The following is a 25,057-nucleotide window of genomic DNA, read 5'->3' as shown; positions in this document are numbered from 1 at the left end:
CCTGCCAAACGGGCGCTTAGCCCCCTCCTTTTGGGGGTACGCTTTGTTGTGGCAACATTAATTGCTGTTTTTCTGTCTGCGCAATTAATGTTGCCCAACAAAGCGCTTTCTCAAAGCCTTGGGGCAAGTAGCCAGATCGATATTAGGCATAGCCTAGATATACGCTACGCACTGGGCTTTGATAAAGGCGAAACTCAATTAGCCGAAATCAGCTATAAGCCGGAACTATCTGGCCGCTTAAATGATGGTATTGATTATTTTGTTTCAGCTAGAATACGAGCCTTCTCAAGTCAGGCGCTTGAGCAAGGTACAGTAAATAATCAAGGCGATAGCCGCTCTCATATCAATCGGCGCAGTTTTATTGGCGGTAATATAGAACTAGAACTCAAGGAAGCCTACGCCGATATCTTTACCGATAATGGCTACCTTCGTATCGGCAAGCAAACCGTGGTATGGGGCCAAGCCGACGGTTTGCGCGTACTGGATCAGATTAATCCCTTAAATTATCGCGAGTTTATTTTGGGAGATATCGAAGACAGACGCATTGCCCTATGGATGGCCAAGCTAGAACATAGCTTTGCGAATATCACCGCAGAATTCATCTGGCTGCCCGATCACAGCTATAACGACAGCCCAAATGACGGCCCCTTTAAACCCACATCACCGCGATTAGTACCAGCCCTATCCGAGAGCTTTCGGGGCACCGTAATACAACAACCAAGCGATCGCCCTAATCGATTTATCCGTGATGACGATTATGCTTTGCGCCTTAGCGGCTTTAGCCAAGGCTGGGACTGGTCGCTCAATGCGTTTTATTTTTACGATGATAGTGCCGCGATTAATGTAGATAGCAAACTAGGTAGCGAGCTGATTTTAAGCCCCAGCTATAAACGCTCATTACTCCTTGGCGGCAGCGCCTCTAACGCCTTTGACAAACTCACCTTTAGAAGCGAACTGGCCTATCAAACTAATAAGCATCAACTGGTAAACAACAAGCCAGGCTTAAACACACTTAACAAAACAGAAAAGTTCGATCAAATCAGCAGCGTATTAGGCCTAGATTATCAACTCAGTGCCAATACCTTAATTAGCGGCCAACTGTTTGTAAGCGCACTACTAGATTCAGGAGATATCGACCAAACATACAACAGCGCCACCCTACTAGCCCGCCAAGAGCTGCTAAACGATACCGTCATTTTAGAAGGCCTAATCATTCACGACCTAGACAAATCCGATGGTTCGCTACAGCTATCAGCCAAATACTACCTAGACGATGCCATCACCCTAAAAACCGGCATGGATATTTTTTATGGGGATAGAGAAGGGCTGTATGGGCAGTTTAGGGAAGCCAGTAGGATGACGGTGGGGCTTGAGTATAATTTTTAACGGATTCGCCCTTTCGTCTCCACATCTCTAGGGGTGAATACGATTCCGCCTTCAAGAAGAATAACGTTTCCGCCACCAGTAACGTATCGAATACCCCAATTCAAAAAACAATGCGAAAGGAATCACTAGTGCGATTAACGAAAAGACAGAATAAACAAATACTAACGTAGGACCAACTGCTAACAAAAACCAAACAATCTGCAGAAAGACAATGAGGGCTAAATAGAGATTCGTTTTTGAAGAGTTTAAAATACGACAAAACCATTTCACAGTGTATGCAAGCAGCACGATGGAAAGTGCCAGCAAAGTCCAATCTATCGCTCTGATAAGCGTGTATTTATAGTATTCTCTTTCCTCCAGGTTTTCCCACTTTGACCTTAGCTCACTGAGGTTTTTCTCGCTCAAAAATTTAATATCACCAGGTTCAATACGTCCTCCCTCCGACTTTACTTCCCTATAAGCCTCTAGGCCTTTCTTTTGACCAGACCACAACCAGAACCTCCAATTTAAGGTAAGTTGGACCATTCTAATTCCTTCAAAGCTATCCAGCTCACTTAACTCTCCTTCCAATACAGGCTTAGCCCAAATCGGCGCCTCTAAAACAACTGGTCGTTGGCCACAAGGCCCCCAAGCTTTTTCATAAGCGACATAGAGCACCTTCTCACAGCTACTTTTACTGCACTTGCCAATAATTGTGTCTGTACGGTAAGTACAAGATAGCGCTTCACTCTTCATCGATACCAGAAAGAGAAGCATCACTATAGCTTGGAAAAAAGTTCGCATGATCAACAATCCTTATCCATCAAAAGCACTTGAGTTAAAGAAGCTTACAGCTCAGTTGAAGTCCCAGATAGCATACTTGCTACTCACATTTAGAATGAAGCTCTATCAAGGCTAGCTTTAACCCCTTTTCAGGCTCAAGCTCCTTAATTTCATCAGCCAACTCTAACTGGCTAATACTTTTTACATTTTCAATGGTCTCGCGAATATCGCGATCGAACTCACTAAAAGTAACCTGCTGATTATTGAGTGCCGCGAGGATTACCCCGCCTTCGCGCAAGTAATTAGAACAGCGGCGAAGCAGCTTTTGATAATCGGGCCATCCTCGGAAGGAGCCCTTCTGGAAAGGTGGTGGATCTAATACGATGATATCGAACTTTGATTGCTTGGCGATTTGGCTATTGGATTTAAGAATATTCTTCTTCCAGATAGACACTCGCTCATCCAACATCGCGTTTAGCTCGTGATTATACTGAGCAGTTTTAGTAGCGCTGCCACACATATCAACGTTCACGACTTTCTTGGCGCCACCATGCAAAGCAAATAGAGAGAAAATGGAGGTGTAGGAGAATAAATTGAGTACTCGCTTATCGGCTGCATGCTCCTGCAACCAGGCCCAGCCACTGCGCATATCGGGGAATACACCAGTATTGCGGTTCTTCCCGATATTTACCTGGCACTGTATACCCTCGGCCAGCACCGTATCGAATTCCAAAGGCAGCTGCTGCTCAGCTGAACTGCGCGAGAAAAGCACTTCGTTTTCCACATCAGGCCAAGGGCGGGCTTGCAAGATGACAGATTCGATAAAGTCATGCTCTTCAAACACCGCCTGCAAAGCTGCCCTAGCCTCATCGGCTAATTCATCTTCATAACACTGCACAAACAGCACCGGCGGATACCACTCCACATTCAACTCGTCCAAAGACGGAAAGAATTTACCTCTACCATGGAATACACGGGAGACCTGCGCTGGGTGCTTGCTTAGGTTTTGGGTGATTTCTTGTTGCAGTGGATGTGGCATAGCTCAATATCATACTTTTGAAGAAAACGGCAAAGACGCCCTGAGCTACTAGTTTATATTTGGCATAGAACTAGTGGCAAATAAGGCTTCTGCGATATTATAAGGTACATATCTTAATATTTATGCAGCTTAGCGGCTTATTTCTGGAGCCGTGTTTATCTGAGGGTATTGAGACAGCGACTAACTATTACGAGACACAGCTAAGACAAAGCACATACAGTTCACTCGGCCTTATCTCGACTCCGTTGATTAAGTGCTATTGACTAACAAGGCCACTCAGAGCCCTGCTTCGACCATACCCTTGATCTTGGCAGCCTTTTCGAAATGATCCAATTGATGGGTTTGTATCCACCAGGTGGCAGCTTCCATAAGTAAGTCTGGGTCATTATTTTTGTTTTCAAAAAACGCATAAAATGACAAGCCCACCGTTTCACCTTTAGCTTCTATTTTTTTATCACAAACTGCGATTATTTTTTGGCGAAGGTTGTCCCGCATTTGATTCCTTAAGATTATTAAAAAAGCCTAGATTGATTTATTACCATTCACTTCTTGTCTAGGCTTAAAAGCCGGCAGCATAGCAAACTGGCATTTGCATACGCCTTAAGCCGGCATTATTTGACTCGGAGCCAGCATTAAAACGCGGCGGCTATGCTCTTTGCCTATTCAGTGGACTTCTTAGGCACACTCCAAATCAACAACAACAAGCCTGAAATCATAAAAATAGCGCAGCCAGACAATAACCAAGAATTGATATACCAGACCTCACCCCACTCAAAGGTGCCGCCCATTATTTTCTTCCAACCATTAAAGTGCTGATGGGCTGCCACAAAGAAGCCAAAAGCTGCGATGGTGCTGGCTAGATAGAGGTTTATCCAGTGTCTTGGGTTAGGCAGCATTAGTGCCAAACCTAGTATGCCAATAATCGTACGCTGAGCGCGACAATATGGGCAGACATACACCAGGCCAGTTAACTCTGTGGTCCAGGCCACAACACATACAATAATCGCCAATAAGCCCACAATTCGGCGATTATTCCAAAGCCAATGCAACAAGGCCTGATCCATAGTAATGCTCCAATATAAGATTTAACGATAACGTTATAATGTAACATTATATGGAGTTTTGGGCATGTGTTTTTTGAGCGCAGATCTATCTTCAAATAGCTAATCCAATAACGACTGGGCCATTGACATACCGGCTACGCCTTAACGATCTCTGCAAGTTTCGAGATCGCAAGGTCGAGTTTTTCACTCCACGGATTTCCAGCATTCAGGCGAATACAGTTTTTATAAATATCACCCGCAGTAAATATCACCCCTGGAACAATATTTATGCCCTGTTGTGCAGCTTCCTCGAAGATAGAAATACCATCGCAACCCTTTGGAAGCTGCACCCATAGGGAATAGCCTCCTGTAGGATTTGAGACTCGGACTTCTTGGCCAAAATGTTTGATTACACTCTGCCTTATCCTGTTAACCTGTACCGGTAGAGCTAAGCGCAGATTTGCCAAATGTCTCCGATATTCTCCACAGCGAATAAAATCAGCCATAGCCAGTTGAAGAGGGGTATTTACAGAAAGGCTGCGTGATAAAAGTGTGTCGTGCACTTGCTTTAAAAAGCGACCCGGCGCACACCAACCAAGCCTATAGCTGGCAATAAGCGATTTGGAAAATGAACTGCACCAAATGATATGTCCGGTTTTATCCCAGGCCTTGATTGGCAATTGGCGCTTAGTTGTAAAACCACACTCACCGAATACATCATCCTCTATGATAGGGCAGTCATATTTACTCGCCATGGCTGCAATCCGTTGTTTGTCTTCCACTGAAAGATTGTAGCCCAGCGGGTTTTGATTACACCCTGTAAGTAAGCACGCCTTTACCTGGCCACTAACCATAACGGCTTCTAATCTATCGAGATCGATACCTGCTTCAGTAGAGGGCAATTCTAATACTTGCCTATCTAAACTTGCTAATAGCTGCAGCTGCCCACTAAAACAAGGCGAGGCTATCGCTATATTATCTCCGGCGCTACTTACCGCTTCGACTGCAAGAGCAATTGCCTCCATGCAACCATTAGTGATCATAATATCTTCGGGCAATAGATTTAAGCCATCACTACTGAAGTGTTCACAGAGCGCATTTTTAAGGCAGGGCTGGCCACTAGCTGGGCCGTACATCAATTCCTCTTGGGTTGATCGTCTTATAATACGAATCAAGCTGCGCTGAAGGTTTTCTTTAGGTATCAATTCCGCTGCCAATTGCACTGTACCAAAAGGAATCCTCTCTCGATTACCAGCCGAATGCTGAACTTCAGCAAGCAACTCAGCTTTGTTGATTGGCCTTCCCACTGGTTCGATCGCAGGAAAATCTAGACTACCGGATCGATCGCTAGGTCGTCTTACATAGAACCCAGATTTAGGTTTTGCGATAAGGAAGCCCTGGGCTTCAAGTAATTCGTAACACTTTTTGACCGTTGTAATACTAACGCCGCGCTGCTGACTCTGCTGCCGAACAGAAAGCAATCGCTGGCCGTCGTTTAACCTATTACTCTCTATGTCACTAATCAGTTGAGCCGCAAGCTCTCGATAACGATAAGCCAATCTGTATCCTTTTATTATCTCATTTTTGTATCTGTTATCTTTTCAGGCCGAGAATACAATAAATTGACAACATGGTACAAATTAGGAGATATCTATCGTGGCTCAATTAGAAGAAGATGCGGCGAATTTCGAAGGCCTTGCCAGAGATGTTGCTCAATGGAGCAGTCAATTCCAGGCTGAACTTAAAAATCGACCGGTCGCGGCTTCAACTGGCCGCGGTTTGCCTAAAAGGATGCTGGCGTTAAACGGAAACGGCGCCAGATCAGCTTTCGATGATTTCACCGCTCATATCGCGCCACAACTAAGCGCATCAGCGGGGCCTCGCTATCTCGGGTTTGTTACGGGCGGAGCAACCCCAGCATCGATAATGGCAGATTGGCTTGTAGCCGCGACAGATCAAAATGTCGCTGCACCGGGTGACTCCATAGCAACTGAAGTCGAGCTACAAGCTGCATCATGGCTACTCGAACTGTTCGAGCTACCCAGCTCCTTCGAGGGGATTCTAACTAGCGGGGCGACGGCCTCTAATGTATTAGGCGCTCTCTGCGCTAGACAACATGCCGGATCGCAACAAAATTTGGATATTGCCAAAGCTGGATTATCGGGATCTGAAATAGAAGTTTTCGCGGCCACACCTCATGCCAGCATGCAAAAAGCATTTAGTTTTTCAGGTCTAGGGCGTGATGCGATTACTTTTGTTCCGTGCCTACCCAACAGCGAAAAAATGGATACCAATGCACTAAAAAGCATGCTCAAACAAAGTAAAAGTAAAGGTAAGATTGTCGTAGCAAGCGCAGGTACAGTGACTGGAACAGATTTCGACGATTTAAGGGAGATCTCGAAACTATGTAAAATTCACAAGGCTTGGCTGCACGTTGACGGAGCATTTGGGTTATTTGCAAGATTGATGCCTAGCTGTAAGCATTGGACCGAAGGAATCGAACTAGCTGATTCGATCACGGCTGACGCACATAAGTGGCTGAATGTACCCTATGACTGCGGTATATTTTTTTGTAAACATCCTAAAATACTGCAGCAAACCTGTTCTGTTGCAGCACCATACCTAGACATTGATAATACCTTGCCCGCATTTATGGATCGAGGCATTGAGAACTCTAGGCGCTTTAGAGCACTACCTGTATGGATGTCGCTATTGGCTTACGGAAAAAATGGATACCAACAACTTGTAGAAAAAAACTGTGCCCAAGCCCTGGCCTTAGCAAAATGGATCTCTGATTCGAATGACTATGAGCTTTTAGTAGAGTGCAAACTTAATGTTGTTGTTTTCCGCCCAGTAGGATCAAGAGATAAAGAAGTTAAAATCGCGCTCAAAAAAATTAATTCCACGGGAAAAGTATATATGACCCCGGGAATTTGGCAGGGAGAGGCAGCTATCAGAGCGGCGTTTAGTAATTGGCAAACATCAATGAAGGACGTAAAAATCGTGTGCAATGCCCTGAAATCTTTAACAGGCAAGGACTTAGTCTAATACAATTTCCGCGCAGTTTTTTGATACTTTAGAGAGCTTTCATTTAATGCACCATGTAACAAGCGGTGCGCTTAAGAAGTAACACCCACATTGAAAACTGCACCACAGCTTAGCGCTGCGGTGCAGTTTAAAAGTGATACTTGAAAAACTCAGCAATTTTTAACTCACAAACTCGGCTTAGTATAAGCCGCTGGCTTATCGCCTTTTTGCTGATAGCGTTCGTGCAGTAGATCTTGGCGGGCGCGGGTGCTTACTGGCTTGCCATCGATCCACATATTCAATACGCGGCTGCTTAGCTCTAGCGGATCGCCGGACCATAGCACAATATCGCGACTGCCTACTTTTAAGTAACCATCACCAAGTTTAAAAGTTTTGGCGGGCACGCTGCTTAGTGCACGGATCGCTACATCATGAGGTAAGCCGTGAGCTACGGCGTTGCCGGCATGGTAGCGCAGTTGCTGTAGATTATGACTATCTGATTCGGTTAGGATAATTTCTACCCCAGCCTTATGCAGCTTTGCTGCATTGTCTAGGCGCTGATGCAGTGAATCAAAACCTTCTGGTAGATTACGCAACGGTGATACCAAGACGGTTACTTTATGCTGCTTTAATTGCTCGGCCACATCGATGGCGCCAGCAGCGCCGGCAATCACCAAAGCAAAACCAAACTCTTCTTTTAGTTTAAGCAACTGAAGGATATCCGCCGGACGATCAGTTTTAACCATTAGCGGGAAGTCACCAGCCAATAAACGCTTAACCACTTTGATATCGTCTTTTACTGGCTTTGCTTTGGCGCTTTTAGAAACAGGCTTTTTGGCAGTTTCTAATTTCTTGCGCAGATCTTGCAAGTCTTTCGCGCGCGAGCCTTTGCCCTTACCACCTAAGGTAAAATACAAGGCAGTATCCGCTTTAAGGCGGCTTTCGGGGCTTGCACTTAGATCCACACTAAAGGCTCGGCTTTCAAATGCACCTTTAGAGCTACCCGCCACTACGGCATGACTAATACCGCCTTTACGAGTGTAAGGGATTAGCAATGATTGATAATTAAACGCCAAGCTTGGATCAAAAAAGAAACCGCCTTTTTCCTCGTAAAAATCCGAGGTCTTTTGAACAGCACTAACTTCGGTTAAACCCAACTTATTGTTTACCGCAATAAAACCGGCACTTAGCACCTTGCCTTTACCGTCAATAACGGTATCGGCGCTGAGTGATTGATCGGATAGCTCACGAATAACACCATCTTCAATCAATACATTCATATCGGTTTTAGGCGCCAAGCCTTCACCGTAAAACTTCACACCATTAATCGCCACAGTTTCTGCCAACACACTGGCACTTGCCAGCAGGCCAAATGCCGTACAGGCTAAGCGTGTTTTGTTTAATGCTCTCATTACTTATCTCCTGCTGGCTGGCCTAATAGAAAATCGCTTTGCGCTTGGAAAGCAGGATCTTCTCTGTCGTAAACCTTTGCGCCATCGATAAAGACCTGTTCAGCCTTAGCGTAAACGCTAAATGGGTTTTGGTTCCAAATAACCACATCGCCATTTTTGCCAATCTCTAAGCTTCCGGTTTTATCGGCAATACCTAAGGAGCGCGCAGCATTTAAGGTAATCCAACGAATAGCATCAGCCTCATCTAAATCGTAACCAGCTTCCTGGCTGCGATATAAAATTTTACCGGCCTCTTGGTTTAGACGCTGAATGGTACTGGCTGAGTCGGAATGCACAATGGCACAACCTAGCTTGCTGGCATCTTTACCTTTACCCGCATCCACCATGGCGACGTTTTCTTGCACCATGTCGAAGGCTTCCATTTTAAAGCCCCACCAATCTGGCCACATAGCGGCACAGTTTTGATTTTCTGCCAACAGATCAGCGATTTTGTAAGCTTCTACCGCGTGGTGGAAAGTACCTGCGTGATAATTAAATTCTTTGGCCACATCAATCATCATGGCCATTTCTTCGGCCTTATAACAGTGGTTGTGAATTAAGATCTCACCATTGAGCACACCCATCAAAGTGTCTTTTTGTAAATCACGCTCTGGGGCATTCTTTATATGGCCAGCATTGTAGTCATCCCAAGCTAGCTTATATTCCCAAGCGCTAGCCCAAGCGGCACGATAGCCCGCAACATTACCCATGCGGGTATATGGGCTTACACCTTTCTTACCGTAAACACGCTTGGGGTTTTCACCACAGGCCATCTTCAAACCATAGGGTGCATCCGGAAATTTCATCCCTTGCATGGTAGTGGCTGGCACATTGCGCAAAGTAACCCCACGGCCACCGATCAAATTGGCGGAACCCGGCAATAGCTGCAAGGTGGTGATACCACCCGCACGAGCGCGATTAAAACCTGGGTCTTGAGGCCACACGCCATGCTCGGCCCACACTTCGGCGGTAACCGGCGAGGTTACCTCATTACCATCTTGGTGAGATTCAACCGAAGGGCTTGGATAAACCCCTAGGTGCGAATGCACATCGATAATACCCGGCGTTACCCATTTGCCACTGGCATCTAACTCTTCGGCACCAGCTGGCAGCACCAAGCCCTTACCTACAGCGTCAACCTTGCCACCGATCATCAACACATCGGCTTGCTCTAGCTTTTCGCCATTGCCCAGCAATACCGTTGCATTGCGAATCATCACATCACTGCTTGGCATGGCTTCATAGGTAGAAGGGAATGGGTTTTTATTGATGCTGACCGCCTTACTTGGCCTATCTCCATTACAAGCCATAAGGCTCACAATAGAAACCGCCAAACAGGCACGCCGGAAATACTTAGGCATAAATTTATCCTGCTAGAGTTTGAGTTGTTATAGTTTTACAACGAAAGACACAGCCATACACTCAGCCAATTTTCACGACTTTACCGACATATAAGCTCATTTCAGCTTGTTTAGACTATCACTGATGTAGGGAAAAGGCGGGGTAGAAGCACCGGAACAATAAAGAGCGAGCGCCGAATGAAGCAAAATGACTCGCGTCCTTTTGCGAGGCATTTTGGTGACTGAGGGAAGCCCGGAGGGTCGCCGCTCGTTCCGGAGCTTCTACCCCGCCTTTTCTCGGCCAGCGATCCACATATTTATAATCTCAACGGTTGTTAGCAGAAGGTGGGGGCTAGCTCCTGGAACAATAAAGAAAGAGCGCCGATCGTTCCAAGAGCTAGCCCCCACCTTCTGCCGCCTCACGATTCACTATCTCTATATCAAGAAGCAAGCACTGCGCATCAACACACAACATGCTACAGTGCAGAAAAAACCAATAATAAAAACACTACTATGACACAACTATTCAAGACCCCAACCGCCACCGCCGTCATCATCGCCAACATGGTTGGCACCGGCGTATTCACCAGCCTAGGATTCCAACTTGTCGATATTCAATCGCCCTTCGCCATCCTACTGTTATGGCTAATCGGCGGCATCATCGCCTTCTGTGGCGCCCTATGCTACTCAGAACTCGCAGCCAGCCTGCCAAGATCTGGCGGAGAGTATCACTTTCTTAGCCGAATTTTTCACCCCTCTGCTGGCTTTGTATCCGGCTGGATATCAGCCACCGTAGGCTTCGCGGCCCCCTCGGCACTGGTTGCCCTCACCTTCGGTAATTATCTAGCCGCCATATGGCCAACATTAAATCCGCAGACATGCGCACTGGCCTTGCTCGCCGTTATTACTATCGTGCACAGTATAAAACGCAGCAGCTCTGGGCAATTCCAAACCCTATTTACCTTAATCAAAGTCGCACTTATTTTAGGCTTCTGCATCAGCGCATTGGCCCTAGCACCGAGCTTACAAAACATCAGCTTTGCGCCCCAACTAAGCGACAGCCAACTGATGGGCACCGCAGCTTTTGCGGTATCACTTATCTATGTGAACTACGCTTACACCGGCTGGAATGCCGTCACCTACCTAAGTAGCGAAATAGAAAACCCGCAACGAAACATTCCCATCTCACTTCTGATGGGCACTATCGTAGTGGTCATTTTATATTTGTTATTAAACGGCAGCTTCTTACTGCTCGCCCCTATGGAAGATTTACAAGGCAAGGTTGAAATCGGCTATATCGCAGCCAAGGCCGCTTATGGTGAAAGCGGCGCCATGATCATGGCCTGCATACTGGCTATTTTATTAATCTCTACAGTAAGCGCCATGCTAATGGCGGGGCCTAGAGTTTTGCAGGTTATTGGCCAAGATTACCCGCTATTTAGAAAGCTAGGGCAAACCAATAAGCAAGGTATCCCCAGCATCGCAATTATCGTTCAGGCGATAGTAACGGCGCTGTTTATAGTGAGCGCCAGTTTTGAGAGTATTTTAATTTTCGCGGGCTTTACCCTAAGCCTAAACAGTGTGCTTACCGTAATCGGCTTGCTTGTTGTTCGTCGCCGCGAACCTGAGCTAGCGCGGCCATTTAAAATGCCGTTTTTTCCGATACCGGCTGTTGTGTATTTAAGCTTGATGTTATGGAGCTTGAGTTATATAGCAATTTATAAAACCCAGCAGGTTTATATGAGTGCCGTTTTGATAGTTATTGGCTTTGGATTTTATTGGTTGACCAAGAGGATTCAAGGCGGTCGAGAAGAAAGTTAAGTGGCGAACGATCGGTAAAAGGGCGGCTAGGTTTCTGGAACGAGCGGCGGCCCTCCAGGCTTCCCTCCATCACAAAAAAGCCTCGCAAAAACACGCGAGTCTTTTTTGTTCCTTCGGCGCTCGCTCTTTATTGTTCCAGAAACCTAGCCGCCCTTTTACCTAACATTGCAGACTGTTTAAGCAAAGCGAATAGTCTCTACTAAAATTCAATTTTCGAGAAGTTACTGATCCAGCAGTCGCAGCTCTTCTTCCTAAAACCTTCCAGCCTGTGAAGGCATCTGCCATACCGCATGATGCAGCTCGAATCGCTGAAAGATTTCTTTAGCTTCTTCAACACTCCACTTTGTCCAATTTGGGCTCAAATGGCTGCCGTACCAGACCTTTGAAAACTCCCAAATTTTATTGAGGGGCTGCACATCGCCTTTATTCGTATCATGTCTTTTACACCAGCTATCAACTTCAGCTTCTGAATCGAAAATAAGCATTTTACTGCAGGTATAGGTGACATTATCCCAAGCATTTACCATGGGGATCGGAAAGTGAATAAACAAATTCTCGTTTTTAATCTGGCCATCTATTATCTCAACACGGATTTGTTTGGCCTCTCCCCCCAAGGTAGAGGTAATCGTTAAATCACAACCCAACAAAGCCGCAGCACCTAAAGAACACCATGCACAATTCCCCCACCAACTGCCATTATTTGATTCGATCCAAAAACCTGTTGGGGCAGTCGAAAAAGGATGCATCACCCAAACTTCTGATGACTTAGGGTGCAAAACAACCCCATGATAGTCCTCTAAAGCCTTCAGGGCCGCTATGGTATCTGAGCTTGAAACAGAAAAGTGCTGAGCAATACTATCGATTTTGGGAGCATAGCCATGCTCAACAATATGACTCATCACGAAGTAGTGCAGCGTCGAATTATTTAGCTCTACAGGGTTCGATTTCATCGTATCAATTATCAGATTCTTCTGGCTTAAGATGCTTCTGCAAGGTTTCACGAACAAAGTCAGGCAACGGCGCCGGCTTATTGCTTTCTCGGCTGACATAAACAACCACTGAGATCGCCTCTGAGCACAACTGGTCATTCTGCCATACCTGATGACCGATAGAGACTGAGCTGTTGCCAATCTTATGGACATAGTTTCTTACAGAAACCTCAGTGCCATGAAAAATCTCACGCAGAAAGTTTTGTTCGGTACGGGCCATAAAATAGTTAAAATCGAAGCCAGGCAATATGTGCACAATAAAGGCCTGGCAACCCTCTTCAAACCACACAGAAAGAGCTGTAGCGCCAATATGGCCACCGGAGTTGGTTTCGGAAGAGCGAGGAAGGATGGGGATTTGGTGCATTGTGAACTCTGTATTTTTTCAAGCTAGCTAATCATTGTGACCAACCATCATAACAGAACCACCAAGCAAACCACTAAGCGCCTCATGAACGAGGTAAAAAGTGGGGGCTAAGCTGTGGAACAATAAAGAGCGAGTGCCGAAGGAGTAAAAAAGACTCGCGTCTTTTTGCGAGGCTTTTTTGTGATGGAGGGAAGCCCGGAGGGCCACCGCTCGTTCCACAGCCTAGCCCCCACTTTTCGCCGATCTATAGGCACCAACAATCAAATTTAACCACCCACTGCCTGCCCAGGCTCCCCACGCGGCGGCTCAGAAAACGGCGCAGCGGCCCGACGACGTGCGATACGGAAGTTCAAATGCTCGCCCAACATCATCGATTCAAAGGCCGTAAACAAACGCTGCATTTGTGGCTGCTTATAAGGGAAGATATCCACCGGATCCATCGCATGCACATTCATCGACGCCCCCACCTCAAATACCAACAAATCACCATTCGGAGATTCACCGCAGTCAATTCCCAAATAATCTAAACCTGAAACCTCATAAATTTTACGCAAGGCTGCACGATGTTTTTCCGCAAAACCCTGACTAAAGCTCGCCATGGTATCGGCTTCTTCTTTACGCTTAACTTCACTTTCCATCATCCCAGCATTTAAATAATGCACCATCCAATGATCGGAAATCGCCATATGGGCCAAATGAGGCTCGCCATTAATAAGCATAATACGGTACTTACGGAACTGCCCATCTGTACTGCGATAATCTACAAAGCGGGCCAGATAAAATAATTCACCCGCCGTAGACTGTAAGTACTCTAACAAAGCAGCTGCATCTTCTACACAAGCTAAATCGTTACCCGCATGGGAATCTAAAGGCCTAACAATCAGCGGAAACTCGGCATCCGATAAAACTTGCTTTAGCTCACCCGGATGGATACATAGATAAGCCAATTGATCTCGACTCACAATGGCATTAATCGGCACATCAAGGCCACACATATCTTGAAGACGATAGGAAATTTGATCGCGCCCCATGCATAACAAAGCATCTGGCTTATTTAGAATTGGGCGTGGCCAGTCAGCAATCATAGGATTGATAAGATCTAGGCTTTCCCGATTGCGCTCTAACTCGCTTAAAGCGACAAAAGCCACATCATGCTCAGGTAAATACAGTGGTCGCGGTAAATCTGGGCTGATATATAAAAAATCCAATTGAAAACCAGCACCTTCGGCCAAAAACTCCAGCGGCGTATTCGTCATCAGATTACCGGGGGCCATCAAGGCCAATACCTTCAATGGGCTTTGGGGCACCTTAGGAATTAACTGAAAGTGCTGTTGAATGCTCAGCGCCTCTTGCTGTAATGCCACGCCCGTTGCCTCGTCGCCACGCAGTTGCAGTAACACCGAAAGATCCATCAGAGCGATAGCATCGCCCTCACCCGCTCGCTGCAGCAACTGCTGAGCCTCCAAGGCTAAGTCTTCGCCAGCAAAAACACGGCTCATTAACTGGGCCAAGCCCATAATGGCATTGGCATTGGAATCGGATTCACTAGCACTATTTGAGGCACTGGTTTCAGCACTCTGCAACTGGGCATTACTCATGATCGTGGAAGCCTGCATCTATAAAAACGGACAAACCTGTGCACCTAGCGGCACAGATCACTTACATCGCTACTCGTTTGATAACTCTTGCTCAAAGAACAGTGCAAAGCCTATGCCAGCAAAAAATTGGCATATAAAACAATGAACTAGCTATAAAAGAACAGAAAGAGGAAATGACAGAGGGGCAATAGCGGCAGCGATTGTTTGGCACACTGGCCACCACCACGAGCAGGCGGCAAGGATTCGCCGCCGTAAAAGGAGCTTACTTCCAGCTTTTAGGTAGCGCGATAGACTTCCAATCGTCGTTGGCACTAAAGCTTAAGCTCTGGGCCTTACCAGCACCAATTCTGGCGCCTTTTAGGTTACGAGCTTCTAGATTGACCGTGTTAATCTGCTTACTCCAAAGCGCACGCAGAGCATCTTGCTTAAACCACAGCTCTTCAGGCATTACCGCCGGTAAATCCATTTCCTGGTATACCCAGATAAAGCGGCCATCTATTTCAAAACCCAAAGTCTCTAAGTTGATCGCCTCACCATCAGCACCGCGTACCTCAAAGCTATTACTCAGGTAGTCAGCAAAGCGCTGCTGGGTGGCTTTGTTATTATGAATATCGGCGCCCTTGCCGAATAAATGCTTAATGGCATGCTCAGCATCGTGTAAATAAAACCGATGGGCCACCTCTAGCTTGCCACTGCGCTGATTAAACAGCACATCTGTAATGCCTGCCTTTTGCTGGTGTGCGCTGGCCGTAGCTGCCAGTCCAAGCATTAGCAAAGCAAGCCAAGCTCGAAGTAAAGTACTCATTTAAATTCCTCCACCAAAAACAAAGCCCCGGTATAAACACCATTTAAGGGCATCTATACAGGGGCCTTGGATTTTAAGAAAAGTTCAAGAATTATTCAGCGTCTTTTTTCTCGCCGTCTTTCTTGTCCTTGTCTTCATCGGTCTTTAGCTCAGTCTTAATATCTTGCATGATATCGCGATTAACCTTGCCAGAGCGCTTCTTAGTTTTGAAAGCCTCAACACGTGAAGGGATAATACGACGCGGGTAATGGTTGTTTTCATTATCCACATCCGCAGTTTCCCAGTGCGGGTCAACCACAACGCGCTCTAGCTCTTTTTCTTTATCAGTAACAATTAGCTTCTTCACGGCTTTCGGGGTACGACGCCAGATTTCTGCAGGAATGTACTGATCTTCAGTAGTGCCATCGGTAAAGTGCAATTGCAGCAAGATAGGCATGACCAAACCACCCTTGTTCGAGAAGTCTAGAACATAGTAGTTCTTATCTTCTTTAACAGCGCGCTCTAGGGTTTCACGCTCCCAATCTTTTAAGCCATCAATAAACTTATTGTATTTATTGCGCTCTTTGTTGGTCACAGTGAAGCGGTCGTTATCGTCGTAGAAATCGCTAACATCGCTGTTGATATCTACCCACAATTTGCGGCCTTCAGCCTTGTTGCGCATATTGAAGAAAGATTCTGGCTTATCCTGCTCTTCTTTACGCTGACGGGCAAAATCGATATCTGGGTCACGGGTATCCAAGCGTAGCTTGTAAACACGATCCAAAGAAATATCTACATGATCGGTCGAGTAAAACCAACCACGCCAAAACCAATCTAGATCCACACCAGAAGCTTCTTCCATGGTACGGAAGAAATCAGCAGGGGTAGGACGCTTAAACATCCAACGCTGTGAATACTCTTTAAAGGCGAAGTCGAACAACTCACGACCAAGAATCACTTCACGCAAAATATTCAGCGCGGCAGCAGGCTTGGTATAAGCATTCGGGCCAAGGCGCAATACCGAATCGGATTGCGTCATGATAGGCACTTGGGTTGAAGACTTCATGTAATCTACGATATCGCGTGGCTCTACACCCCAAGGAATCGTTGGATCCCACTCACGACCGGCAACACCATCAAGGAAGCTGTTTAAGCCTTCGTCCATCCAAGTCCACTGACGCTCGTCACTGTTTACGATCATTGGGAAATAGATGTGACCAATCTCGTGAATCACCACGCCAATCAAGAAGCGCTTTTCCGCCTGAGAATAAGTACGGCTACCGTCATCTTGCAGCTCGGTACGCGGGCCATTAAAGGTGATCATTGGGTATTCCATACCACCTACAGGACCGTTAACGGATTGTGCTACCGGATACGGATAATCAAAGGAGAAGCGTGAGTACACTTCCATGGTGTGAACTACAGATTCGGTCGAGTACTTCTTCCACAGATCGCCACCTTCTTTCGGGTAGAAAGACATGGCCATTACATGGTCTTGTACCTTACCACCCTGCTTATAGCCTTTAGCATCCCACATAAACTTACGGGAAGAGGCCCAAGCGAAGTCACGTACATTATCGGCTTTAAACTTCCAGGTTTTGGTTTTGCTGGTGCCTTCTTTTTCGTTTTCCAAAGCTTCTTCTTCGGTCACGATAAATACAGGGCGCTTAGCGGTTTCTGCTTTTTTCAAGCGAGAGCGCTGCTTAGCGGTCAACACCTGGCTAGCGTTTTGTAGGGTACCGGTAGAAGATACGATATGATCCGCAGGAACCGTCATTTCTACTTCATAGTCACCAAATTCCAAGGTGAATTCGCCGCGACCTAAGAACTCTTTGTTAGTCCAAGCTTCGTAATCAGTGTAAGCCACCATACGAGGGAACCACTGAGCTAGCAGGTAAATATCGTTACCGCCTTCGCGTGCATCATCTGGGAAGTGCTCATAACCAGCACGAGCCCAAACCGCGTTCTCTTCAACGATATTGAAAGCAAAATCCAAATCGAACTGAGTGCTCTGACCTGGCTTTAATGGCTTAGCCAGATCGATGCGCATATTGGTGCCTACGATGGTGTAGTCCAAATTGCGACCGGAAGATTTTACGTTGCTAATGATATAACCCAGTTCATTGTCTTCCATAAACTGGTGACGACGCAGCTCGGCCAAGCTTAGCTTGGCAGGTGCACCACTGCTGGCGGCCTTAGTTGAAGGACCGCGACGGCCGATACCGGCAAATGCGGTAGTCATCTCAGCCATAGAGTCGGTTTTAAACTTGTTCTGATCCAATTGAACCCATAGATACTTCAGGGTGTAAGGCGAATTGTTCTTGTAATAAACCTTCTGGCTAGCTTCAATGCGACGTTTGTCTTCTAGAAGCTTAACCTTGATCTTATAGTCCACCTCTTGCTGCCAGTACTGCTGGCCCGGCTCGCCAGCCGCGTTGCGGTAGATATTTGGCGTAGGTAGCACTTCGTCTAACTGACGGAATTTGTCTTCAAAATCGCCCTTAGTCTGGGAGATAGCCGCTGTTGATAGCTGACTACCAAAACCAGCCAATAATAGGCAGGAAAGCAAAGTTGCTTTTTTCATGGATGATAGACTCAATTAGGTTAATAGGATCAGGCTGGGTAAGCCCTGTTAAGTGATGGCTTTGAGCTTATGACCCTAAACCACCAAAACCGGACATTCTAGGATTAATACATGACAGATGGAAGGGGCGCGCGGGAGCACTTCTCAATATTGAGGTAAGTTGCACAATCGATGAGACAAACTACTGAAAGGTTGTTTTTTGTACAGCTAACGCTGTAGTTGATAGATACGATGGCGACTGATCTGGCGCAGCTCTACACCGTCTGGAAACTCTATGCTTTCTTTATTGCCCAAGCAGAGATAGCCACGAGGTATCAGGGACTTATAAAAGCCTTGAAGAACCTTGCCCTTTAAATTCGGCCCAAAATAGATCATCACATTTCGACATAGCACCATATGGAATTGCTCGCCGGGTGCAAAGCCACGCAAACCATGCTGGGCAAAATGGATATGATCCAATAATTCTTGGCGAAGTTTAGACAAGCCATAGCTCAAACTGAAATACTCTAGAAGGCTGGCCTGTCCACCAGCATTACGATAGCGCTCAGCCTCTTGCCTAGCAAAAGGCCCAGACAGCACGCCGCTACGAGCCTGCCGCAAGCAGGCAAAGTCTAAATCTGTCGCCAGGATTTCTGTGCGCTTAAGCAAGCCCGCCTCATGCAACATAATGGCGAGGGAAAAGGCTTCCTCCCCTGTAGAGCAACCAGCAACCCATATTTTAAGACGGGGGAATTCTGATAGATAGCCGAAGCACTGCTGTTTTAAATCAAGATAAAATTCAGGGTCGCGGAATAAATCAGTGACATTGACGGTGAGTGCATCTCTTAATAAACGGGCCCTTTTTTTTGGCTCAAACTGCAGCCAACGCAGCAGGGCGAGACTATCGCCATCACATAGATCGCGAGCTACTCTTGTTATTTGGCGCTCCAGGGAGGCCATCGAGTAACCTTCGTAGCTCCAGCCGAGTTCACTTTGAATAAAGGCTAAAATCTCTCGCTGTTCTTCTCTCCACTCCTCTTGACCAAGTTGAACATTGTCCATGATTACTCGATTGCTTAATGTCATTTATTAAAAGTAGCCCAACTTCACTTACTAAACTGGTTGCTCTTCAACCGGTAGCCACATTTGCATTAGCACTAGCAAGCGGTCAACATCAATGGGCTTAGGCAAATAATCGTTCGCACCCGCTTCTAGACATTTTTCTTTGTCGCCTTTCATAGCATTTGCGGTTAGCGCTAGGATAGGAATACTCTGCAGGTTTTCAATCTCACGGATACGGCGCATGGCTTCGTAGCCGTCCATTTGCGGCATCATAATATCCATTAACACAAGCTCGATGCCCTCTTCTTCCTGCAAGAGCTTGATCGCCTCTGCACCACCTGGAGCTAGGTGCACTACCATATTTCTCTTTCGCAGTACCTTCGCTAGCGCGAAGGTGTTACGCATATCGTCGTCCACCAAAAGAATGGTGCGGCCATCCAAATCGATATCTTCATCACTTTTTAGAATCGCGGGTTTAGCATTGGCTACCAATTGTTGATCGCTCAACTCTTTAGTGTTTAATGCTTCTTCGCTTTCAATATCAACTGGTGTACTTTGCTGCTCTTTTTCAATTTCATTACTACGACATACTAAACTGGCAAAGGTATGGATTTCTTCTAACATACGCTCTGCTGAATCATCCGATTTAATAACAATTTGCTGGGTAAAGCGTCCAAGCTTATCTTGTTCCTCTAAGCTTAAGTCTCTACCCGTATAGATAATCACAGGGGGCAAATCAGCTTTATCGTCGTCATCAAGCTGCTGCAATAAATCGAAGCCGTTTGTGTCAGGCAGCCCAAGGTCAAGTATGACGCCGTCGTAGGTTTTTTCACGCAATAACTCAACAGCCTCTTGGCCTGATCTCGCTTGACTGAGCGCAACACCTTCCATACGCAATAACCGCGTTAGAGCGAGGAAGGTGGCATGATCATCCTCTACTACCAACATTTTCAATTGAGTGACATCTGGATTCACCAACTGGCTAATTACCGTCTTGATTTCGCTTGGTGAAGATGGTTTTAATGACTTACCCACTGCCCCCATAATCTGCATATCCGATAAGCCATCTAAAGCCGTAAATACATGCACCGGTAAATCTTGGGTCGCAGCTGTGGATTTAAGCGCAGCCAAAACGTCGCTACCATCTAAACCGGGAAGCATATAATCTAAAATCACCCCTTGTATGGGGTATTGCTCGGCCATCGCTATACCGGATTCGCCATCGGCCGCGACAATCGCCTGACAATTTTGTTGATGGCAAGCTTGCAATAGGATGTCAGAGAATTTTTCATCATCTTCTACGATCAGTAGCAAGGGCTTGCCTGGCTGTAGATTTTGGCGATCATCTTTATGGATACCAGCTGCATTCTGTGGAACCTTGGCAACTTCCTGCTGCAACATGACTACCGAAGTTGGTGCTGATTTCTGCGGCCCATTAGATGCAGCCAATGCAGATAGAGGAATCTCTAAGCTAAAACAGCTGCCTTGACCTACCACACTATTTACAGATATGTCTCCGCCCAACACCTCGGCTAGTTTGCGCGCAATAGACAATCCCAAACCGGTACCGCCATACACTCGACTGATAGAGCCATCAACTTGCTGAAAAGCTTGGAAAATAGTTTGCAGTTTATCTTCAGGGATGCCGATACCGGTATCTTCGACAGAGAAGCTTAGATTATTATCACCTGCAATACCCGGTGAAACGTGAATACGTAATTTAATTAAACCCTGCTCAGTAAATTTAATAGCATTACCAATTAAATTAATAAGCACTTGGTTCAATTTTGCGCCGTCGGTATGAATTTGGGCAGGCACATCGCTATCGGCTTCGATAACAAACTCTGAACCTTTTTCTTTTGCCATATGGTCAAATCGAGTTTTCACCGACAAAAGCAAATCTGAGACACTAACAGCTTCAACGTTAAGCTGCATCTTGCCTGATTCCACCTTAGAAATATCCAAGATGTCGTTAATTAGGCCAAGCAAGTGTTTTCCACTATCGTGAATAACTGCCGCTGATTCGACTTCATCCTCACCTAAATTACCATCTTCATTGTCCATCAAAGATCGCGCTAGAATCAGTAAGCTATTTAGGGGGGTACGCAACTCATGAGACATATTCGCTAAAAATTCAGATTTGTAGCGACTGGCGGCCTCAAGTTCTCTAGCTTGGCGATCGGTTTCTTCCTTAGCAGTGCGAAGATTTTCACTTTGTACTCTTAGCTCAATACCTTTTTTTCGAAGCTCTTCATTGGCTACTCTCAACTCTTCTTGCTGCACCTGCAGTTCTTCGGTTTGCGCCTGACTTTCCTCCAACATGTTTTGGACTTGCACGCGCTGCTCGGCGGCAATCAAAGCAAGACAAATACTCTCTGAAGAGTAATCAATAAGCTCTGCGGTGCGCTCATGGGGACTACCCAACCAAGCTAGCTCAATCAAAGCAACAACTTGGCCATGATAAAGCAAAGGCACAATCATTAAGGAGTTAGCGACGGTTTGCTGGGTTCCGGTGCGAACAACCATTTTTATTTCAGAATCACCGTTTGAATTAACCACTATAGTTTTTCTATCTTGAATCGACTGACCGATAAGCCCTTGTTCAGTCGACACCAAGGCTTCAAGCTCGGGCGCCTCGCCCATTCCATAGTGACCAATTAATTCTAGGTGATCTCCAACATAGAAGTAGATTGTTGATGCTTGCGCTTCTAGCTGCTCTGATAAAACTCTTATGACATTTCTAGAAAGCACCTGGGTAGATTGATCCGCACCCAAGACCTCTGAAAGCCGAGCCATACTGTTTTTGTACCAAAGATCTGATTCTACCGAGCTAATGGTTTCTTTCAGGTTATCTACCATAGCATTCAGAGCTTTGCCCAACTGGCTAAACTCATACCACTTTGAATCCGGCACTTTTTGATCTAAATTACCTTTGGCAATTTGCTTTGCACTTCGCACCATTTCAGTTACAGGTTGTACGATGCGAAGGGCAAGAAAATATCCCGCCACTCCCACAATGACAATTGCGGTGGCTAGAAGGACAAGAATGTCTCGACTGTGAGCTTCAAGCTGACTAAATGCCTCCGCCTCATCCATTTTCACAACCATGCCAATACCGGCCGACTCAATTGGATGCCAAGCAGCAAGTACCGGAACTGGGCGATAATCTAGGGAAGCTTCAACGCCACTGTTGCCCGCTAGGGCTTCACGAATAGGCTTGGCCCATTTCCCGCTCATCTCAATACGTTTTTTGTAAGTCGCCCCTTTGACATGGCGCAGTGGAGCCATTAATAAGGCAGATCCTTCATATTGAGTCGCAAAAACAATTTCACCGGTCTCTCCAATGCCGGTGTAGTCTTGCGCGATATTGATCAATTCTCGGTTATCGAACTGCTCTACAATAATAGCCGTCAGCGATGCTCCATCCATGATGGGCATGGCAATATAAAAGGTGAACGTGCCCGGATAATTTACATCTTCAACAAAAGGAGACATCACCGGTTCAGAGGAGTTTAAGGCTCGATCAAAGAGTTTTTGTAAACCCTCGCCTTGATACCTGCCCTCGTAAATACTATAGCCTGCGTTGTTATTGTAGGCATCTTGATAAAGAACTGTTCCATTGGGATCTAGTAGGTAGAAGCTTCTGAAGCCTGCTACGGATTTTATATCCCGCACTATGTTGCGAATAACTTTGCTTTCTTTGGAGTCCTCCAGGGCCACTTCACGTCCGCTTTCGAATAGGCGCCTAAGATCTTTTACATTGTTACGTAAAGCGCTGGATCTAGAGACCAGTTTTATTCTTTGACGCTGCTGATGCTCATAGTCTTTCCAGCGTGTTAGCTTATGGTTCGCAATCGCTGATAGCGAATTACCAACCTCTTTATGAATAATATCGGAGTAAACAGCACTACTAATGTATACCAACGCCCCTAAAGGCAAGATGGCGATCAAGAAAAATGATAATATGAGGGTAACTTTCAACCTATTCATAAAACTAATAGCTCTTTACATAAGTCAGCAAAAAATTATTTATGCTCCAAAGCACAAGCTTTTTCTAGCTCATTTGAGCCGCATATATAAGTCTTAAATTCTTCATTACTGATAGCCGGGCTAAAGTAAAATCCCTGTACATAATCACAGCCAATTTCCCTAAGGAAGTCGTACTGTTCCTTGGACTCTACGCCAGTGGCAATTACCTTCATATCAAAGATGTGAGCAATTGCCATCACCGCTTTAACAATTTTTTCTTGAGCCTCATTACCAGGCACTTCCTTAATGACCGCGCGATCAATTTTTAGCTGGGAAGCTAAATTATTTTTCAAATAATTTAGCGCTGAGACATCAGCTCCGACGTTATCCACAGAAACGCCAATACCACATTGTTTGAGGTTACCAAGCTGCTGTTTAACGGAATCAAAGGGGCGCGCAAGAATTTTCTCTTTTACTTCGACTCCGAGAAAGTCATCCAGCTCATCTACGGAAACCGATTCCCCGACAGTAGCCAACACTGGGCTTAGAAAGTCATTAACATTTCCACTAAATCCATTTTCACTGATTTGTGCGGTAGCGACATTAACCATCACCCGAACTTTCTGCTGTGTTTCATTCCACCAACGCAGTGAATCAGAGAGTGCTTCGGTTATAACCCAATCACCAATACGGTCAATAACTCCACTGGACTCCGCCACCGGCACGAAAGTAGCCGGTTCTATCATGCCCAGTTCTGGGTGCTGCCAACGCAGCAAAGCTTCCGCAGCTACAACTTCTAAGGTTCCGACACAATGAATGGGCTGGTACAGCAAGAACATTTCCTGTTTCTCAATAGCTCGCTCTAAATAGGCCGACATTGACTTATACTGCTTTTCGCTTTCGCTTTGGCCGTCAACAACGAAACGAAAGCAGTTCTTACCCGCTTCCTTTGCCCGATACATGGCGCTATCCGCAGATTTAATTAGCTCTGCAGCATCAGCACCATTACCTGGGTACATCGACACTCCCAAGCTAATACTCAGTTCTAGTTTATGATTAAGCCAATGAATAGGCTTAGCACAGGCAGAGATTATCGCTTGCAGTTTGGGAATAATGCAGTCGCGATCTTGCACATCGGTCATTAGAATCACAAACTCATCGCCACCAAAGCGGGCGACAGTGTCTGTAGGACGCATCATGTTTCTTAATCGACTGGCAATTTCTTTTAAGACAAAGTCCCCAGCTTCATGCCCGTAAATGTCATTGACAGGTTTAAAGCCATCTAGATCTAAAAACAGCACCGACAACTTGCCACCATATCGATCTACACGAGCAACGCCTTGGTTTATATTGTCTAAAAGTTGACTGCGATTCGGTAAGCGAGTCAGCATATCGTGCTTAGCCAGATGGCGAATCTTCTCTTCGGCTTCTCTTCGAAACGCCACCTCTTGATGCAGACGGGAATTCATGCGCCACATCTCTACAAAGATAGCAACCTTCGCCAGTAGAATTTCAGCATCGATAGGCTTGTGGATATAATCCACCCCCCCAGATTTGTAACCATTTAGCTCATTTCTTTCATCCCGCGCCACTGCCGTTAGAAAAATAATGGGAATATGATGTGTACGATTTTCTTGCCTCAATAAAGTAGCTACTTCATATCCCGTCATCTGGGGCATCTGTACATCCAGCAGCGCCAAAGCAATATCAGGCTCTGTGAGCGCAAGCTGCAAAGCTTGATTTCCGTCACTGGCCTCTAAGACCTCAACATCATGACGCCTAAGCAGCTTGCGCATCGCGATTCGATTAGCGGCCACATCATCCGTAACGAGTATTTTTGGAATCGGTTCCATTAACGC

Annotated in this window: 18 protein-coding genes; 3 read left to right on the top strand and 15 right to left on the bottom strand. The window is 46.0% G+C overall.

Annotation, left to right across the window (positions count from 1 at the left end; genetic code table 11):
• The first annotated feature begins 48 nt into the window (after window positions 1-48).
• Entirely contained in the window at window positions 49-1,386 is a 1,338-nt protein-coding gene (locus tag Q1A08_RS08625; protein ID WP_299771867.1) for a DUF1302 family protein, read from the top strand.
• Between the two features lie 51 nt (window positions 1,387-1,437).
• Here Q1A08_RS08625 and Q1A08_RS08620 read toward each other — a convergent pair whose 3' ends face one another.
• The 5 genes from Q1A08_RS08620 to Q1A08_RS08600 all read right to left on the bottom strand — a co-directional run bounded on the left by Q1A08_RS08620 (window position 1,438) and on the right by Q1A08_RS08600 (window position 5,789).
• On the bottom strand, window positions 1,438-2,169 hold the full coding sequence (locus tag Q1A08_RS08620; protein WP_299771865.1) for a hypothetical protein: 732 nt from the start codon (window positions 2,167-2,169) through the stop codon (window positions 1,438-1,440).
• A 79-nt stretch (window positions 2,170-2,248) separates the two neighbouring features.
• A complete protein-coding gene (locus Q1A08_RS08615) occupies window positions 2,249-3,187 on the bottom strand; it encodes a class I SAM-dependent methyltransferase (RefSeq protein WP_299771863.1) in 939 nt (312 codons plus the stop codon).
• 276 nt (window positions 3,188-3,463) lie between these two features.
• Complete coding sequence (locus tag Q1A08_RS08610; protein ID WP_299771861.1) at window positions 3,464-3,682, bottom strand: DUF6500 family protein; 219 nt, start codon at window positions 3,680-3,682, stop codon at window positions 3,464-3,466.
• Window positions 3,683-3,846: 164 nt separating this feature from the next.
• Window positions 3,847-4,251 carry a hypothetical protein gene (locus tag Q1A08_RS08605; RefSeq protein WP_299771860.1) on the bottom strand — a complete coding sequence of 135 codons (405 nt, stop codon included), beginning with the start codon at window positions 4,249-4,251 and terminating at the stop codon, window positions 3,847-3,849.
• A 134-nt stretch (window positions 4,252-4,385) separates the two neighbouring features.
• Entirely contained in the window at window positions 4,386-5,789 is a 1,404-nt protein-coding gene (locus Q1A08_RS08600) for a PLP-dependent aminotransferase family protein (protein ID WP_299771858.1), read from the bottom strand.
• 97 nt (window positions 5,790-5,886) lie between these two features.
• On the opposite strand from Q1A08_RS08600, the gene Q1A08_RS08595 reads away from it, so the two are divergent.
• Window positions 5,887-7,278 (top strand): aminotransferase class I/II-fold pyridoxal phosphate-dependent enzyme, encoded by a 1,392-nt coding sequence (locus Q1A08_RS08595; RefSeq protein ID WP_299771856.1) that lies wholly within the window; start codon window positions 5,887-5,889, stop codon window positions 7,276-7,278.
• Between the two features lie 164 nt (window positions 7,279-7,442).
• Here the strand turns inward: Q1A08_RS08595 and Q1A08_RS08590 are convergent, their stop codons facing one another.
• On the bottom strand, window positions 7,443-8,669 hold the full coding sequence (locus Q1A08_RS08590) for a hypothetical protein (RefSeq protein ID WP_299771854.1): 1,227 nt from the start codon (window positions 8,667-8,669) through the stop codon (window positions 7,443-7,445).
• Window positions 8,669-10,069 (bottom strand): amidohydrolase, encoded by a 1,401-nt coding sequence (locus tag Q1A08_RS08585; RefSeq protein WP_299771852.1) that lies wholly within the window; start codon window positions 10,067-10,069, stop codon window positions 8,669-8,671. Before Q1A08_RS08585 ends, Q1A08_RS08590 begins: the two co-directional genes overlap by 1 nt.
• A 492-nt stretch (window positions 10,070-10,561) precedes the next feature.
• Here Q1A08_RS08585 and Q1A08_RS08580 point away from each other — a divergent pair, with 492 nt between their 5' ends.
• Window positions 10,562-11,869 carry an amino acid permease gene (locus tag Q1A08_RS08580; protein ID WP_299771850.1) on the top strand — a complete coding sequence of 436 codons (1,308 nt, stop codon included), beginning with the start codon at window positions 10,562-10,564 and terminating at the stop codon, window positions 11,867-11,869.
• Window positions 11,870-12,120: 251 nt separating this feature from the next.
• On the opposite strand, the gene merB is transcribed toward Q1A08_RS08580, so the two are convergent.
• From merB to Q1A08_RS08540, 8 genes are all read right to left on the bottom strand, one after another.
• On the bottom strand, window positions 12,121-12,819 hold the full coding sequence (gene merB / locus Q1A08_RS08575) for an organomercurial lyase (protein ID WP_299771848.1): 699 nt from the start codon (window positions 12,817-12,819) through the stop codon (window positions 12,121-12,123).
• Between the two features lie 4 nt (window positions 12,820-12,823).
• Entirely contained in the window at window positions 12,824-13,222 is a 399-nt protein-coding gene (locus Q1A08_RS08570; protein ID WP_299771846.1) for a thioesterase family protein, read from the bottom strand.
• 266 nt (window positions 13,223-13,488) lie between these two features.
• Window positions 13,489-14,820: a hypothetical protein gene (locus Q1A08_RS08565; protein ID WP_299771845.1), complete on the bottom strand. Its 1,332-nt coding sequence runs from the start codon at window positions 14,818-14,820 to the stop codon at window positions 13,489-13,491.
• 262 nt (window positions 14,821-15,082) lie between these two features.
• Window positions 15,083-15,625 (bottom strand): DUF6702 family protein, encoded by a 543-nt coding sequence (locus Q1A08_RS08560; protein ID WP_299771843.1) that lies wholly within the window; start codon window positions 15,623-15,625, stop codon window positions 15,083-15,085.
• 91 nt (window positions 15,626-15,716) lie between these two features.
• Window positions 15,717-18,188 carry a M1 family metallopeptidase gene (locus tag Q1A08_RS08555; protein ID WP_299771841.1) on the bottom strand — a complete coding sequence of 824 codons (2,472 nt, stop codon included), beginning with the start codon at window positions 18,186-18,188 and terminating at the stop codon, window positions 15,717-15,719.
• Between the two features lie 207 nt (window positions 18,189-18,395).
• A complete protein-coding gene (locus Q1A08_RS08550; protein WP_299771839.1) occupies window positions 18,396-19,229 on the bottom strand; it encodes a CheR family methyltransferase in 834 nt (277 codons plus the stop codon).
• A 51-nt stretch (window positions 19,230-19,280) separates the two neighbouring features.
• Entirely contained in the window at window positions 19,281-23,219 is a 3,939-nt protein-coding gene (locus Q1A08_RS08545; protein ID WP_299771837.1) for a response regulator, read from the bottom strand.
• A 35-nt stretch (window positions 23,220-23,254) separates the two neighbouring features.
• Window positions 23,255-25,051, bottom strand: coding sequence for an EAL domain-containing protein (locus Q1A08_RS08540; RefSeq protein WP_299771835.1), 1,797 nt, complete (start codon window positions 25,049-25,051; stop codon window positions 23,255-23,257).
• Window positions 25,052-25,057: the final 6 nt, after the last annotated feature.

The organism is uncultured Pseudoteredinibacter sp. (assembly GCF_947500695.1).
In the GTDB taxonomy this organism is placed as follows: Bacteria; Pseudomonadota; Gammaproteobacteria; order Pseudomonadales; family Cellvibrionaceae; genus Pseudoteredinibacter.
Note: the sequence above shows the minus strand (reverse complement) of the source record. Positions and strands in the feature narration are given on the sequence as shown.

Coding starts and splice junctions, on each gene's coding strand:
- Q1A08_RS08620 (WP_299771865.1), bottom strand. CDS start 2,169: ATGCGAACTTTTTTCCAAGCTATAGTGATGCTTCTCTTTCTGGTATCG.
- Q1A08_RS08615 (WP_299771863.1), bottom strand. CDS start 3,187: ATGCCACATCCACTGCAACAAGAAATCACCCAAAACCTAAGCAAGCAC.
- Q1A08_RS08610 (WP_299771861.1), bottom strand. CDS start 3,682: ATGCGGGACAACCTTCGCCAAAAAATAATCGCAGTTTGTGATAAAAAA.
- Q1A08_RS08605 (WP_299771860.1), bottom strand. CDS start 4,251: ATGGATCAGGCCTTGTTGCATTGGCTTTGGAATAATCGCCGAATTGTG.
- Q1A08_RS08590 (WP_299771854.1), bottom strand. CDS start 8,669: ATGAGAGCATTAAACAAAACACGCTTAGCCTGTACGGCATTTGGCCTG.
- Q1A08_RS08585 (WP_299771852.1), bottom strand. CDS start 10,069: ATGCCTAAGTATTTCCGGCGTGCCTGTTTGGCGGTTTCTATTGTGAGC.
- Q1A08_RS08580 (WP_299771850.1), top strand. CDS start 10,562: ATGACACAACTATTCAAGACCCCAACCGCCACCGCCGTCATCATCGCC.
- merB (WP_299771848.1), bottom strand. CDS start 12,819: ATGAAATCGAACCCTGTAGAGCTAAATAATTCGACGCTGCACTACTTC.
- Q1A08_RS08570 (WP_299771846.1), bottom strand. CDS start 13,222: ATGCACCAAATCCCCATCCTTCCTCGCTCTTCCGAAACCAACTCCGGT.
- Q1A08_RS08565 (WP_299771845.1), bottom strand. CDS start 14,820: ATGAGTAATGCCCAGTTGCAGAGTGCTGAAACCAGTGCCTCAAATAGT.
- Q1A08_RS08560 (WP_299771843.1), bottom strand. CDS start 15,625: ATGAGTACTTTACTTCGAGCTTGGCTTGCTTTGCTAATGCTTGGACTG.
- Q1A08_RS08555 (WP_299771841.1), bottom strand. CDS start 18,188: ATGAAAAAAGCAACTTTGCTTTCCTGCCTATTATTGGCTGGTTTTGGT.
- Q1A08_RS08550 (WP_299771839.1), bottom strand. CDS start 19,229: ATGGACAATGTTCAACTTGGTCAAGAGGAGTGGAGAGAAGAACAGCGA.
- Q1A08_RS08545 (WP_299771837.1), bottom strand. CDS start 23,219: ATGAATAGGTTGAAAGTTACCCTCATATTATCATTTTTCTTGATCGCC.
- Q1A08_RS08540 (WP_299771835.1), bottom strand. CDS start 25,051: ATGGAACCGATTCCAAAAATACTCGTTACGGATGATGTGGCCGCTAAT.